The organism is Pseudomonas sp. m6p, assembly GCF_055760375.1.
Map to the genome: position 1 here is coordinate 4916165 of NZ_CM147084.1, position 13634 is coordinate 4929798.

At 56.4% G+C, this 13634-nt stretch carries 12 protein-coding genes and 1 pseudogene; 6 read left to right on the forward strand and 7 right to left on the reverse strand.

The annotated features are described in order from the left end of the window. The 4 genes and pseudogenes from ACYZUM_RS22410 to ACYZUM_RS22425 all read left to right on the forward strand — a co-directional run bounded on the left by ACYZUM_RS22410 (position 1) and on the right by ACYZUM_RS22425 (position 2473). Positions 1-489, forward strand: coding sequence for a phosphate-starvation-inducible PsiE family protein (locus ACYZUM_RS22410; protein WP_047290147.1), 489 nt, complete (start codon positions 1-3; stop codon positions 487-489). Beyond that, positions 476-1439, forward strand: a pseudogene (locus ACYZUM_RS22415) (zinc metalloprotease HtpX). Before ACYZUM_RS22410 ends, ACYZUM_RS22415 begins: the two are co-directional and overlap by 14 nt. A gap of 19 nt (positions 1440-1458) precedes the next feature. Next, on the forward strand, positions 1459-1590 hold the full coding sequence (locus ACYZUM_RS22420; protein WP_257012236.1) for a hypothetical protein: 132 nt from the start codon (positions 1459-1461) through the stop codon (positions 1588-1590). Positions 1591-1930: 340 nt separating this feature from the next. After that, positions 1931-2473 carry a DUF1523 family protein gene (locus ACYZUM_RS22425; RefSeq protein ID WP_033896496.1) on the forward strand — a complete coding sequence of 181 codons (543 nt, stop codon included), beginning with the start codon at positions 1931-1933 and terminating at the stop codon, positions 2471-2473. Positions 2474-2600: 127 nt separating this feature from the next. Here the strand turns inward: ACYZUM_RS22425 and ACYZUM_RS22430 are convergent, their stop codons facing one another. From ACYZUM_RS22430 to ACYZUM_RS22455, 6 genes are all read right to left on the reverse strand, one after another. Then, positions 2601-3026 (reverse strand): hypothetical protein, encoded by a 426-nt coding sequence (locus tag ACYZUM_RS22430; protein WP_042561205.1) that lies wholly within the window; start codon positions 3024-3026, stop codon positions 2601-2603. A gap of 93 nt (positions 3027-3119) precedes the next feature. Next, positions 3120-3596 (reverse strand): DUF2059 domain-containing protein, encoded by a 477-nt coding sequence (locus ACYZUM_RS22435; RefSeq protein WP_042561206.1) that lies wholly within the window; start codon positions 3594-3596, stop codon positions 3120-3122. An 84-nt stretch (positions 3597-3680) separates the two neighbouring features. After that, a complete protein-coding gene (locus tag ACYZUM_RS22440; protein ID WP_033896493.1) occupies positions 3681-4892 on the reverse strand; it encodes a hypothetical protein in 1212 nt (403 codons plus the stop codon). 11 nt (positions 4893-4903) lie between these two features. Next, complete coding sequence (locus ACYZUM_RS22445) at positions 4904-6886, reverse strand: hypothetical protein (protein ID WP_042561207.1); 1983 nt, start codon at positions 6884-6886, stop codon at positions 4904-4906. Between the two features lie 9 nt (positions 6887-6895). Further along, positions 6896-7753: an SH3 domain-containing protein gene (locus ACYZUM_RS22450; RefSeq protein ID WP_033896491.1), complete on the reverse strand. Its 858-nt coding sequence runs from the start codon at positions 7751-7753 to the stop codon at positions 6896-6898. 22 nt (positions 7754-7775) lie between these two features. Further along, entirely contained in the window at positions 7776-9035 is a 1260-nt protein-coding gene (locus ACYZUM_RS22455; RefSeq protein ID WP_042561208.1) for a hypothetical protein, read from the reverse strand. Between the two features lie 418 nt (positions 9036-9453). On the opposite strand from ACYZUM_RS22455, the gene ACYZUM_RS22460 reads away from it, so the two are divergent. Both ACYZUM_RS22460 and ACYZUM_RS22465 read left to right on the forward strand, forming a co-directional pair. Beyond that, positions 9454-10707 carry a TerD family protein gene (locus ACYZUM_RS22460; protein ID WP_042561209.1) on the forward strand — a complete coding sequence of 418 codons (1254 nt, stop codon included), beginning with the start codon at positions 9454-9456 and terminating at the stop codon, positions 10705-10707. Between the two features lie 327 nt (positions 10708-11034). Then, positions 11035-12291: a VWA domain-containing protein gene (locus ACYZUM_RS22465; protein WP_042561210.1), complete on the forward strand. Its 1257-nt coding sequence runs from the start codon at positions 11035-11037 to the stop codon at positions 12289-12291. A 57-nt stretch (positions 12292-12348) separates the two neighbouring features. Here the strand turns inward: ACYZUM_RS22465 and ACYZUM_RS22470 are convergent, their stop codons facing one another. Continuing rightward, positions 12349-13542, reverse strand: a complete 1194-nt coding sequence (locus ACYZUM_RS22470; RefSeq protein WP_080896062.1) for a DUF4236 domain-containing protein — start codon at positions 13540-13542, stop codon at positions 12349-12351. Between the last annotated feature and the right edge of the window lie 92 nt (positions 13543-13634).

A 13634-nucleotide genomic window follows, 5' to 3' on the forward strand; every position in this document is an offset into this window, starting at 1 on the left:
ATGAAGGAAAAGCAAGCAGACCCGATCAAAACATTTCGCGCCCAATGGGCAGTGATGACGTTCTACGAGCGCTTCGAACAGGTGATCGCGCTCGCGCTGTCCGCAATCATTGCCGTGATTATCGTGGTCTCGCTGCTGCAGCTGATCTCGATCGTCTTCAGCCTGCTGATCATTGATGCGTTCAATCCGCTCGATCACAAGGTCTTCCAGACCGTGTTCGGCATGATCATGACGCTGCTCATCGCCATGGAGTTCAAGCATTCCATCGTGCGGGTGGCCTTGCGGCGCGACAGCATCATCCAGGTCAAGACGGTGATCCTGATCGGGCTGATGGCCCTGGCGCGTAAATTCGTGATCCTCGACCCGGAGACCGGCCCCGCCAAGGTCGCGGCGCTCGCAGGCGCGACACTGGCCCTCGGGGCGACTTACTGGCTGCTGCGCGAGCGCGATGACCGGACAGCCGGGGAAAGCTCAGATGATCAGTCGTGATCTGCGCCACGCGCAGAATGTCGGCGCGCGGCATCGCTGGCTCAATCGCCTGCAAACCGCGCTGTTGGTGCTGACCCTGCTCGGGATTGCCGCCGTCGCTGGCAGCCTGCTGTTGGGTGACGGCGGGCTTTGGCTGGCGCTTGCGGCCGCGGGGTTCACCCTGCTGCTCGAACCGGCGGCCGCCTCCGGGCTGACCTTGCGGCTGTATGGCGCACGCCCCCTGCACCCGGATGAAGCGCCCGATCTTTGGGCTGTGTTGCGCGGAACTGGCGGCGCGGGCCGGGCTGCCTGCCGTGCCGGTACCGCACTACGTGCCCAGCGGGGTCGTCAACGCCTTCGCCACCGGTTCGAAGCATCACGCGGCCATCGCGCTGACCGACGGCCTGCTGCGTAGCCTCACGCCCCGCGAGTTGACCGGCGTGCTCGGCCACGAAATCGCGCATATTGCGAACGAGGATTTGCGTGTCATGGGCTTGGCCGATTCCATCAGCCGGCTCACCCATCTTCTAGCCTTGTTGGGGCAGCTTGCGATCGTGCTCAGCTTGCCAGCGCTATTGCTTGGAGTCACGGAAGTCAATTGGCCCGCGTTGCTTCTACTGGCGGTCGCGCCACAGCTAGCCTTGCTGGCTCAGTTGGGCTTGTCCAGGGTGCGCGAATTCGACGCCGACCGGCTCGCTGCCGAATTGACCGGCGACCCGCACGGGCTGGCCTCGGCGCTCGCCAAGATCGAGCGGGTGAGCCGCTCCTGGCGCGCCTGGCTGCTGCCCGGATGGGGCAATCCGGAACCCTCCTGGTTGCGCACGCATCCGGCGACGGCTGAACGCATTGAGCGCTTGCTGGAACTTGCTCCGCCGCCCGCGATGCCGCCGTTTCCATCGGCCCGTTTCGTCCCCGAGGTGACCGTATCACCACGTCCGCCACGCTGGCGCACCGGCGGCCTTTGGCGCTGATTTCAACATGGAGAATGACGTGACCTACCCCGACCCCTACAGCCGCCCGGCGCCGGACCGCTTCAGCCGGCGCTGGCTCGTCATCACTGGCTGCATCGCCGCACTCATGCTGCTGGGGTTCGGGGAGCAATGGAACAGTAAACGCACTTAAGCCCAGTACCTGCCCGCAAACCAGCGCTCTGTCTGGGGAGTACGATAAAACCACCGTTTTATGAAACCGCTTTAACGAACATCAGGAAGGACCGTAAACATCCGAAAAGCGGTTCGATAAACTCGTTTCGACAATCAGAGTTCTCCAATCAACAGTCACATACGAGTAAAGCGAACTCTAATTCGTGCTTACGTTGGTTTTCGGTTCCATTGCTCCCCAAACCCCTATCACTGCAGCACCTACACATTTGCTAACCAAGTTTAGTAGCACCCCAGCGGTCAAAGGTGAATACCCAAGATCAAATTGGGGCAGAATTCGACGATCAAAATGGAGCACATAAATGAAGTGGATTAAAGGGGTGATTGTCGGCGCATTCTTGCTCGTAATCACTGGTGCGGGACTGGGTCTGTTTTATGTTTTGCCGCAGTACGACGTGGTGGCCATCACCGGCGTTGAGGTAAAACGTGTGGACGATGACGGCGTCATCAATGCTGAAAACCCGGCCGACGGCCCGACCCGGGACGTGTATTTCATTAACACTGAACACCCAACATCGAAAGTGGTAAAAGTTTACCGAAACGACGACACCGGCTGGAGTTTTCCGTGGTACTTCAAGTTTGATTCGGCCGACGTTCAGGCAAAGGCTCAGGGTTACTCACGAGATGCCCAGCAACTGGCGCTGATCCGTTACTACGGCTGGCGCATTCAAATCTTGTCCGTGTTCCCAAACATCACAGACATCGAAGCCACAAACAGTCGCGAAGAGCCGTTTCCTTGGTTCAACACGATCTTCCTCAGCGTAGGCACGCTACTGATTTTGTTTGTGGTGTTTTTCATGCGCCGGCGATTCAAGCGCAAGACCAGGGGCGAAGTACTGGGTTGAACAGTTGAACCACCCGCCTTTTCAGCTTGGAAGATTCGTTAACCGCAGAATGAATGCCAGTCAGTTACCTGACTGGCATTTTTTTGTAGGTGCGATTCCTTGTTACGGCTAGGCTAAAGCAAGCCAGTCAGCGCTTTACCATTTCACACTGACGTCGCATGTCATCGTTTTTGATGCTCCCGCAACTGCCATTGCCAGTCTTGGCGTAGCACAGGTATCGCTGGTCGTCGTCGCGGATACTCGCGCAACTGCCGTTGCCTGTTTCGACGTAGCAGGCGTTACGCAAGTCGTCATTGTTGATGCTTGCACAGCTTCCGTTGCCCTCTTTCACGTAGCAGTATTTGCGCTTGTCATCATCACGGATACTCGCACAACTGCCATTGCCGGCCTCCACATAGCAGGTAGCGCGCAGATCGTCGTCCTTAATGCTCGCGCAACTCCCATTCCCTTCTTTGACGTAGCAGTAGGCGCGTTGATCGTCGTTGTTGATGCTGCCGCAACCGGCGTGAGCGAAGCCGCTGAGCGCCAGCAGCATTACCAAAAATAGCCTCATCCCACCCTCCATTAATTGCCAAACGCTACCTGAAACTGTTCGTAATTGCCGCCTCGATAACCGTGGTTCGGGCACAAGAAGGCAAATGACAGATCAGCCGCGAGCTTCTTTCTGAAGGTCGTCCAACTCGTCCACGATGTCTTCATCACGATCCTCGAACGCTTTGGCCATATCACGCTGTAGATCAACCTGGACTTCCATGGTTTTCTTGGCCAATTTCATGCCGTCCTTAGAGCCCATGATAATTTTCATCGCCTGATCCGGATGCTTGCTGGCCTCGATCATCAATTCGAGTTCGTCGGCATCAAAGTGATCTGCGTAGACCTGGACCAGGGTGTCTTTCAGTAGGTCCTGGGAAATGTTGTCCTCGATCACGGCCTTGATTTTTTCTGGCGCGACTTCGCGATATTTGGATGCATAACCCGACGTGGCGACTTGCACTACCATCTTGTATTGGACGTCCATGCCCATCAACTTGACCAGTTCTTCAGCTTTGTCCTGGCTTGAACCGCAACCGGCCAGCAGCACCGAGCAGAGCGCCGTGATTGCCCATTTGGAAACGTTCGTCATGAAATGCCTGCCTTTGTCTTGAGATTTTTTTAGGTGACCGTGGAGTACGGCGGACCGCACTCCAGGCTCTAGGAAATGTGGTGATCAGTTCGTCTCAAGCGTGAAGCTTTTGCTCACGAACAGGCCGGAAAATAACGACTTGTCTTCCTTGAAAATGTAGGACTCTTCAAACTTGGCATCGGTGGCCAGCTTTTGAGCGATCGCGCACTCCGAATCGCTGTGATCCTTGCCCTTGACTCCAAAGTCACTCTGATAACCTGATAGGCCTGTTTCATTGCAAAAGCCGGTGAACTCCTCACGCTTGGTAGCGGCCTTGAATTCGTCGAACGACTCCTTTAACTGGTCGAAGCCCTTGTAGGTCAGCGAGTAGCTGGCCACCTTGGTCTTACGAGCAAAGTCACCTGCGGCTTCCGCAATTACGGCCTGGCCCATGGACGTACTGTAAGCCCCCATGATGAAGCCACTTAGCGCGCTCTTGAGTTGCGCCTGGACATCGTCAAGCTCTGGGATGGACGCAAATTTAGCCTCGCGCACAATCCGGCCAACTTCGCTGCCGTCATTACGATGCACCACTACAAACTCGACCGAGCCTTCGCCGTCGCTGGAGCGCGTGAGCTTGAAGTCCAAGTCAACTTTGGTGCCGAACTCCCCTGTAGCGCCGGTGATAAATGCACCAGTGAACGGCAGACGTTGGACGATATTGCTACCCCACGAGTAGGGCGACTTGACCACGCCTCCGTACTGATCCATCTCCGCGCGCGGCTGGATCTCATCCGCTACTTCCGAAGGCAGGACCACATCTGTGCCTTTGTGCGACAGGTAAGGAGTACTCATGTCCATGCCCAACAATTGGACATGAATCTCGCCCTTCTTGTTATCACCTTCGCGGCTAACCTTGAGGGCGTCGGCCTTCAAGTAAACGCCACCGGCACGACCGCCACCAGTACTGGACGAAAGCAGATACCGTGACCATTCGACCAGGGCAGACTCTTTTGCCCCGGAGTCCATTCCACCGAGCAGCCCCATAATCCCTTTCAGGAATTTATCTGCGCCGTTGGTCTCTGCTGCAACCAGGCGGATTTCTGGTGTTTCAACGGTGACGTTTCCCGACCAGAAGGAATAGGAAATATCTCCCTCGCTCAGGACGTTCTCGAGGAAGTACTGTTCCTTCATCTCATCGTACTGACGCAGCGCTTGCTTCTTGCCGGAGCTCGATAACCCCACACCAGCCGCAAGAATCGCAATACCGGCGACCGCAGCGGCGATGAGGATGTGCTTCTTGTTCATCGTTTTCATAGTCGGTTGCCTTACTGAATTTGAGCAGATGCTTGCTGCCAATCAATCACGTGCTGCTGAGAGACTGCAGGCGTCCAGTTGAAGTCGATCCCGGCGCTAGGAAATTCCTTGGCCAGTACGGCACCAAATGACACTCTGTCAGCACAGTGGTCTTGCTTGCAGGCCTCAGCCGCGCCAGCGGTATACACGCGATACGTAGGAACGGCGCGACCGTCTTCGAGCGGCAGGAAGGGTGTCATGTTTGCCGCCGGCAGCACGTACCACTGGCTCTCCAGTTCAGCATCAGCCTGTACACGCCCCTTACGTGGGAAGTCGACCTCGTAGAAGTCGCCGCTCTTTCCGGTGACGTGAATCATCATCGGCACAGCGGACTTTGAAGAGCTCGGGTCCTGCATTGCGATCGGCGATGGGAAGGTGACTTTGATACCGGCCATCTGCGCCAGCGCTTCAGCCTCCCGACCTTCGAATTCCTTCATCCCGGATTTGAGTTGTTCGTAACGCTCCAAGACGCGTGTGTGCAGCTCAGCCATTTGCTGCTGCAGGCGACGTACTTCTCTCATGCGGATCTCCTCGCGACGCAGGGCGAAGTTATTGCCTTGGCGAGCATCGAAGTAAAACTCACCACGGTTCTCGCCCATACGCGTTTTGAGAATGTTGTCTTTGGTTTCCGACGCGTATCCCTCGGGGTAAAGCGCTTCGAAGTTCTTGGCGAAGAAGAGGTTCGACAGGCCGACGGTCGTTGGCGACGTTGCCTTCACCAATTGGTAGACCTCAACCACAGCGCGCTTCAACTCAACCGCATCAAGAGCAAATGCCTCATCTGCAGTGATCACTACGTAATACGGATCACTGGAGAACGGCGACAGGACACGGTAGTTGGGGCGCTCAAAGGCCAAATACACCTTCATGTTACGCGCAGGCAGTTCACCCACCTGAAAGAGTGCTTGGTCTGCCCGGCTATTCAGGAAAGAAAGCGCCTTGCCTTTCACCGCTGGGACCAGTGCCTGGTTGAACATCAGACCGCTCGGGTGCACGGTTGTTTTTGACCAGGTATCACCGCGATAGGTGTTCGGTACCGCCCAACGCAATTTGTCAAAGGACCCCTCGGCATAGCCTGATGCAGAGCAAGGCATGGCGGGTGTCGACGCAAAGGACAGACTTGGATCGGACTCATCAGTTACCGACTTACTGATAACCCATTTGCATCCGCTTCCGTCGGTAATCCCCATCAGGTTCTGGTTGGCCAGCACCAATGAGCGGCCGAAGTCACCGGTAGGAACGGCGGCAACAGCGGCCGGCGCTTCAGCTGGAGCGGCAGGCTTAGGGGCGGCGGCTGGAGCTGCCTCCACAGGTACTGTGGCCACGGCAGCTACAGGAGCAACAGGGGCAACGGGCGCAACCGTCACAGGTACTTGAGCCACCGGCACCGGTTGCACTGGCGCGGGTGAAGCCTCTGGTGCTGGTTGTGGTATCACAGGTGCCGTTACAGGCGCTGGGGCCGGTGCAGCAGCCACAGGCGCTGCGACGGCAGGCTCAGTAGGCGCAGCGGCGGCTGGTAGTACAGACGCAGCCGCCCCAGCTGCTGGTGGCGTAGGAGGAGAAGCCACGGGGGCTACCGAAACAGCGGGCGCGGCAGCGGCCGGAGCGGCAGGCGGTGAAGTCAGCGTGGCCAGGCCCAGATTGGTCGCATTGCCCGCACCGGTGGCGTAAACCGCCCCCTTTGCGTCGACTGCTTTCCAGGTGACCTTGGCCGTCGGGCATTCCTGTCCGAGAATATACGGGAGCTTCGATAGAAGCGTGTTCAGCGGCTTCTGGTCATCCCACGTTGGACGCTGCATGGTGATGGCCACTTCTGGTTTGCACCAGGTGGTCGCCTCACCATCGACGTTCACCTGGATCTGTTCTGTCTTCGAGTAGGCGAGCTGGTGAGCCCAGGCTTGCGGCGCGATGCCGCAAGCACCCACTACAACGAGAGCGAGTGCGCGGTTTTTCATGAAGATCCCTTAGATGAGTTCCCAGGTGCCGTTGGCTTGTTTGCAGAAGGTGTTCTTCTCCTGCTCAGTGTTTCCGTCGGCCGCTTTGAGGCTCACGGTCACCGGCCGGCAAGACGTTTCAGCAGCGACCTGCTGAGTTGGCAACGTCGGGATCGAATCCAGATCGAAGGCCTTTGTTTCCTTGTCGGCAGCGACGTTCATCTCGTCCAGGTTGGCCGCGGGCTTCACACTCTTCGCAACGGCTACTGATTTTGGTTCAACCAAATCTTTGTGGACGTAGCCGACAGTGACACCCTTGCGGCCGACAAGAATCCAGTCGCCTGTCGAACCAACGGCAGTGAACTCGGTGCCGGGTTTCAAACCACCCACTTTGTCTGCGCCTTTTTCAGGCGCGGCGCGGACGTTCGAACTGCTTTTGGTGACGTACTGCTCGTTAATGAGTTTCATCGAAGGGACGGCAACGATCTTAGGTGCACGTTTCACTTCAACCGTTTTGGTTTGGGTGAACTCTTGGCCCTGAACGATCTCCGCCGAAGCGCCGGAATGCGCCGATGTCCAGGACACAGGCAAACTGGACCCGCTCGGCGAGGCGTTCAAAGCATCTTGCGTGCGTTGCGCCAGGGCCTGCTGATCCTGCTCATCGAGTTTTGCACCGATTTTGTTACCGATGTAACCGCCCAGTGCACCGCCGACCAGGGTTGCCACGATCCGTCCGTTGCCTTTCCCGATGAACTGCCCGATGACAGCGCCAGCGACGACACCCACTGCGGTACCAGCCTGTTGCTTGTTGATGCCCAACTCAGCGCAGCCAGAGGTTGATGCTGCGATGGCCAATGCCAGTACTGAAACGAGAAACTTTTTACGCACGGTGACTCTCCCTTTGTGTAGGTCACTCTGCTTTCAGCAGAGGCCTTGTGATGTTGTAAAGCATTGCTTCTGAGGACATGGCCCAATGGAAAACGGTGGCAAGCACAACTGGCTGTTTGCCCAAGCTCCTGAACGCATCTCTATAACCGGGGCTATCGACAATTGCGTTGCCAACAACGAGAGGCAGCATAACGATCGAAATCACGGCGACCGGTCGAACGAAGCGAATTCGCCCGGGGAGGCTTCGAAGCGCCTCAATACCCGAGATGATCAAGACCACAAGACTGATGCCGCCGAAGAACAACCCGCTAAGAAGGGAGAAGGGGATAAACCACATATTCTTGAGGACGTTCAAACCCTCAGCGCCGTGGATGTCGGTGTGAGCGACGTCATAGGCCATGTTGTCGGCAATGCCAGGCAGATAAGCCTGGTACTGCTCTCGCGTAGCCAGAAGGTTCATGCCCTTCACATAGAGAGGACCGAGCTTGGTTTTCGCCATGTGGCGAACCTCGGTGGTGTTGGCCAGCGCATCTCGTGTCCGCACACCGGGATTGATTGACCGGGCATACTCGTCAATGGTCGGCTGGTACCCCAGATCTGCCCCAGCATTCGGCCACTTGATCGGTCGCCACTCACTCCCCGGAATTCCCCCTGCACGAAAACCTTCGAGCTGTGCATACGCCCTGCTGATGTCACTGATGGAGGGCACGACAGTTTCTTGCAGCCGCTCGTATAACGCGTCTCCATTACGGACGGTGTAGCCACGAAAAACTGCAGCTGAAAAGCCTTGGAAGTTCTTGTCGATGCGCTCGACGTAGGAGCCTTGAACACTCATCAGAACGCCGAGGTTTGCTATGAAAGCCTTGCCCTCTCCCTGGTCCTTGTAGGCCTTGTAGGGTATCTGCGGAATAGTCAGGGAGTCGTAAAGCAACCCCTTTTTGGTGACGTATGCGTAGAGGCTGCTAACCCGTAGCGAGCCGGGGAATTGCTCGGCGATCCAATCCGGAGCGGCCCCCTGAAACCACCAAGTCAACGGAGTGACAACAAGTGTCGATGCTGCGAGCCAAACCCACAGCACCCTCCCCTTGCCTTGGTAACGTCGATAGCAGATTCGCCATACCAGCAAGCACATGCTCGTAGCCGCCAGGATCTGGCTATACGTCTCAAGGACTTCGAGTTTTCGGAGGGGGATATCAGCGCCAGCGAAGTTGAGCAGCTCGGCGTTGAACAGCAGACTGCAGATCAAATAAAGGGCGTTCAAAACAACAAGTGCGATTAGCATCCAACGGGTCCTTGTCAGAAATTAAACGCCAGGCCCTGGATGATAAGGGGGAGCGCGAATAGATGTAGCATATTGCCATCTAGCAGAAGACGGCACCACTCAAAATGCCCCGTCGAATTCCGATGCAGAACGCCGGGCAGATGTTTTCGTTACCTACGATCAGAACTTAACGGGACTGAGAGGACTTTCAATGCCGGGCACAACATTCCCTCCCGCACGTTCCAATTCTGGGTTTCAGACGGTGTGTAAATGGAGAATGGATGTCTCGGCGGTCGCCGGCGGCCAAGCCGTTAAACTGCATCAATGCGATCAGTCCCAATGAGGGGATCTTTCCCCTTGGCCGGCGTTCGCGCTCAAACAACGAAAGCGCAGCGCATGAACAATGCATTGCGAAAACCCATGGAATAGGCGGCATGAATTGAATCAGTCACTCAAACCCGGCGAGAACACAACGATCTCTTCCTCCCAAGGGCGGGTGGAAGTTACCCATGCGGCAGGTAACAACCTGGACGTAAACCTTACTGCGTTTTTGGTCACCGACACTGGCAAGGTGGTGGATGACAGCGGCATGGTTTTCTTCAATGCACCCGTGCACTCTTCAGGCGCGGCGACATTCGCGCCCCCGATCGCTCATGGCGACACGGTCAGTCACAGCATCAGCTTCGACTCGTCTCGACTCCCGTCCAATATCACGAAGATCGCAATCACTTTGACGCAAGACGGCAACGCCGGCGGCTTCGAAGCAGTCAAAGACCTTCGCGCTATCGTCATTGCCGGGGACCAAACCCTGGAACTGGCACCTGAGCCCTTTTCACAAGAGACGGGCATCATCGTGCTTGAGTTGTACGTCCGGAACGGCCAGCTCAAGGCGCGCTCTGTATGGCAAGGTTTCGCCTCAGGTCTTGCCGGACTCTGCGGGTTTTATGGCATCGAAGTTGAAGACGTTGCATCCTCCGCGCCGGCGGCGACACCTGCACCGCCTCCAAAGCCCGTCAACATCGCCAAGACCGTGGTTAAACTGGACAAACCTGGCAGCAGCCACAAGGTGTCCCTCGAAAAAGGGCCGTCCGCTCCAAAGGTTATTCGGGTCAGCGCAACGTGGGTTGATAACGGCGACGGATCTGACAATGACGACCTCGATCTGCGGATTGGCATCCTTCGTCCTGATGGGCGAATGTCCATCATCCAGGCACCTGACAAGCGTGGGGCTTTTGACGTCGATCCCTTCGTTTTCCATACCGGTGACGTAGTCTGCGCCAGCGCCTCCGCTCCAGGTATTGAAACCGTCGAAATTAATCCAGCAATCTCGCAGCTCATGGGGGGCAAGGTAGTGCTGGTCTGCAGCGTTTATTCAGCAGTAGACAACGGTGCGGTTTCGGTGGCATCGCTAAAACCAAAGATGCGGATGGAATACGGCGACCAGGTCGTAGAGTGCGCATTCGAATTCAAGTCCGGGTTTTTCAGCTCAATGGTGTTCACCTATGTAATCGGTCAAATCGAAATTGACCAAGATGGTATCCATCTAAGTCCATCCGGAGTTACCTCCAAAGCCGGCAGTGAAGCCACCCCCTGGCTGACTCGGAAGGGAGACAAAATTGAGCTAACGATGGACGGCCCACACGTATTCAAAGGGCGCCCAATCGAAAGGAGCGGCAAAAAGCAGTACGTCTAAGCTTTCGTGCTAGTAGGCGCTTTAAGCAGCTTCATGCCTGACCAGTACTCCCGCGACGGCACACGGCCGCCGCGGGATTTCTATTTTGGTTGTATGCCAGCATCATCGGCCTCATAAACCCATGTTGAATCGCCCCGCGCCCTCGAACAAAACAGCTCTTCCCATAGGAACTTCCCGCGGCGACCTCACTGGCCGTATAAGACTTGCAGGAACTTCGAGCGCCGTTAGGTTTAACCCGACGGATGAACCAGCCGCCGGTGCAGATACGGCTGTTTCACCAAGGCCATCTCATCATCAGGCGCTCTAATCGTCACAAAGGAACCATGCATGCAGATCACCCAAGGCCAGCGCATGTCGCTGGCAAATATTCTTCCCGGTCTATCCTTCACTCTCTCGGTCAACATCGAAAGCCCCAGCGTAGTCGACTTCGTCTGTTTCGGTGTCGACGACCAAGGCAAGCTTTCTGATGATCGCTATATGGTCTTCTTCAATCAGCCTGTTACGCCTTGCAGCAGTGTGAAGCTTGCTGCGGGTGGCCAGTTTGAAATTAATCTAGCCATCCTGCCCGCCACTATCGATCGCTTGATCTTCACTGCCTCCATCGACGGTGCCGGGGCGATGAGTGACATCCGGAATGGCAACTTCAAAGTAATCAGCCCCGCTGGTGAGATAGGAGCGACCTGCGCGTTCTCAGGGCTCACGTTCACAACCGAGAAAGCGGTAATGATCGTTGAGCTTTACCGAAAGAATGGGGAGTGGCGGTTGGCCTCTAACCTTCAGGGTTTTGCTGAGGGCCTGGACGCTCTCGTGAGGCACTTTGGCGGCGAAGTTACTGAAGAAGCTGCACCGGCACCAGCACCTGCCCCATCTCCCTCCACAATCTCTCTGGAGAAACGTGTAGCTGCTGTCGCGCCGGAACTGGTCAGTCTGGCCAAGAAGGCACAGGTAAGCCTCGAGAAAGCCTGCTTGGTTGGGATGAAAGCTCGTGTTTTGCTCGTGCTCGACGTCACCGACTCGATGCGAAATCAATACAAAACCGGCCGCGTACAGGAAGTTCTCAATCGTCTTGTGCCCATCGCCGTAGCCATGGATACAGATGCCGAACTTGAGTGCTGGACATTCGCCGAACGGCCACTGCGACTCTCACCTGTGACGCTTACCAACTACCAGAACTTTGTCGAATCCGACAACAATGGCTGGACCAAGTGGGACGTCGGTCGGCGTTACAATGATGAACCGAGAGCGATCCAAAAAGTGATCGAATCCTTCCAGGCGTCCAAAGACAAAACCCCTATGTTTGTCGTTTTCATCAGCGACGGTGGCGTTTCTGAAAACCGCAAGATCACGCAACTGATGGTGGATGCAGCGAAGCTGGGAATCTTCTGGCAATACGTTGGTTTAGCAGGCCGGAATTACGGCATTCTGGAAAAACTGGACACCATGCCCGGGAGAGTCGTGGACAACTGCGGATTCTTTGCCCTGGATGACCTTCACGACATGACGGAAGAGCAGTTGTACGACCGGCTGATGCAGGAATTCCCGATGTGGATCTTGGAGGCAAAGCGCGAAGGAATCATTCGCTAATCCTCTCCTGCACTGCCCTGCCTCACACCGCGGCGGCTCAAGCCGCCGCGGTTGTCTTCAGTTCAAGACCAACATATCCATCGGCGTCACCTCAACAAAACGCGCAGAGCGGTCCAGCTTTACCACTGCGCCACACGCGTTCAGGGTCGCTGCAGGATCGATCGCATCCAGACGATTAAAATCAATCGCATCCCACTGATCTCGGCCTACTAAGACCGAGAGCACGTAGTGATCATCCACCGCACCGGTTGCGGTGTTGTTACGCTGAATGTAGCCCGACACCAGGATCTTCTGGATCGCTGGCAGTAGAGCAAATACCTCTCCTACAACTCGAAACAGAGAGCCATAGCACAGCGCGACAAAGTCTCTGCGTACCTGGGCATCCGAACGATTTTTGAAGGTTAGTTTGCCGTTACCCCGGGCTTCAGCGCTGCGCTGCGGGATATCGCCCTCATCAGGTAAATCAACATCGAGCGCGACGCCGGTAACGTCTTGTGAGAACTCATAGGCCACTTGGGTTTCTTTTGGCCAGGCAATGCCGCTCAACACATAGTCCAGGGCACGTTCCATCTGAGCACTGAAGCCCTTTGCCGCCAGCCGGAATGCTTTCTCGATTTCGGTGCGTTCAAGTTCATGGGCGTCCCGCGTGGACTGCCAGTTCGCGAGGTCTTGTTGATACTGCTCTTCCGCCGACTCAGCCTCACGCTCAATCTTCGCGCTGCGAAGGAGCATTCGATCCATCAAACCCGGTGTTTGCTGAGCAGGCCTGCGGGGCTCTTCAATGGCGAATGGAGCTGGGATTACCGGCATGGCCCCCGGCCGAGGCGTCAGGAGGTGCACGCCTAGGCAGGATTCAAGCTCCTGATTGACCTTATCAGCTGCTTTGGTCAGCAAGTCCTGAATGGAGTCGGCCATCTCGGATTTGACGCGTTTGACGACAGCCGCCGGCAACTCGATGTCATCCATGTCCGTAATCAACAACGTGCCATCGTCGTTTACCTTGACCTTTACCTGGCCCGAGTATTCGCTTCCGGCAGGACCTGGTTGGGAACTACTCGATCTACTGGGCCGGTCGATCCTCTCACGGTATGAAAGACCAGTACCGGGTAACCCAGCATTGAGAAAGGTGCCATTGCGGCCCATCGTCATACTCAAGCCCCGGGGGCCAACTGAAGTGCTGATCCCCTTCCCGCTGATGTTAAGGCGTACGCCAGGCACAATCGTGATTCGCTTGCTGAAACGAAATCCCATGACTACTCCTTGATCCTTATTCCTGGATTCTTTGTTGTTTGAAATGCCGGCATCGGTCGGAGCCCCTACGATAGGCTCGACGTCCATTTACA

What these genes read in the sequence shown, in the direction of transcription:
- ACYZUM_RS22410 (WP_047290147.1), top strand. Translation starts at nt 1, where the DNA reads ATGAAGGAAAAGCAAGCAGACCCGATCAAAACATTTCGCGCCCAATGG.
- ACYZUM_RS22425 (WP_033896496.1), top strand. Translation starts at nt 1,931, where the DNA reads ATGAAGTGGATTAAAGGGGTGATTGTCGGCGCATTCTTGCTCGTAATC.
- ACYZUM_RS22430 (WP_042561205.1), bottom strand. Translation starts at nt 3,026, where the DNA reads ATGAGGCTATTTTTGGTAATGCTGCTGGCGCTCAGCGGCTTCGCTCAC.
- ACYZUM_RS22435 (WP_042561206.1), bottom strand. Translation starts at nt 3,596, where the DNA reads ATGACGAACGTTTCCAAATGGGCAATCACGGCGCTCTGCTCGGTGCTG.
- ACYZUM_RS22440 (WP_033896493.1), bottom strand. Translation starts at nt 4,892, where the DNA reads ATGAAAACGATGAACAAGAAGCACATCCTCATCGCCGCTGCGGTCGCC.
- ACYZUM_RS22445 (WP_042561207.1), bottom strand. Translation starts at nt 6,886, where the DNA reads ATGAAAAACCGCGCACTCGCTCTCGTTGTAGTGGGTGCTTGCGGCATC.
- ACYZUM_RS22455 (WP_042561208.1), bottom strand. Translation starts at nt 9,035, where the DNA reads ATGCTAATCGCACTTGTTGTTTTGAACGCCCTTTATTTGATCTGCAGT.
- ACYZUM_RS22465 (WP_042561210.1), top strand. Translation starts at nt 11,035, where the DNA reads ATGCAGATCACCCAAGGCCAGCGCATGTCGCTGGCAAATATTCTTCCC.
- ACYZUM_RS22470 (WP_080896062.1), bottom strand. Translation starts at nt 13,542, where the DNA reads ATGGGATTTCGTTTCAGCAAGCGAATCACGATTGTGCCTGGCGTACGC.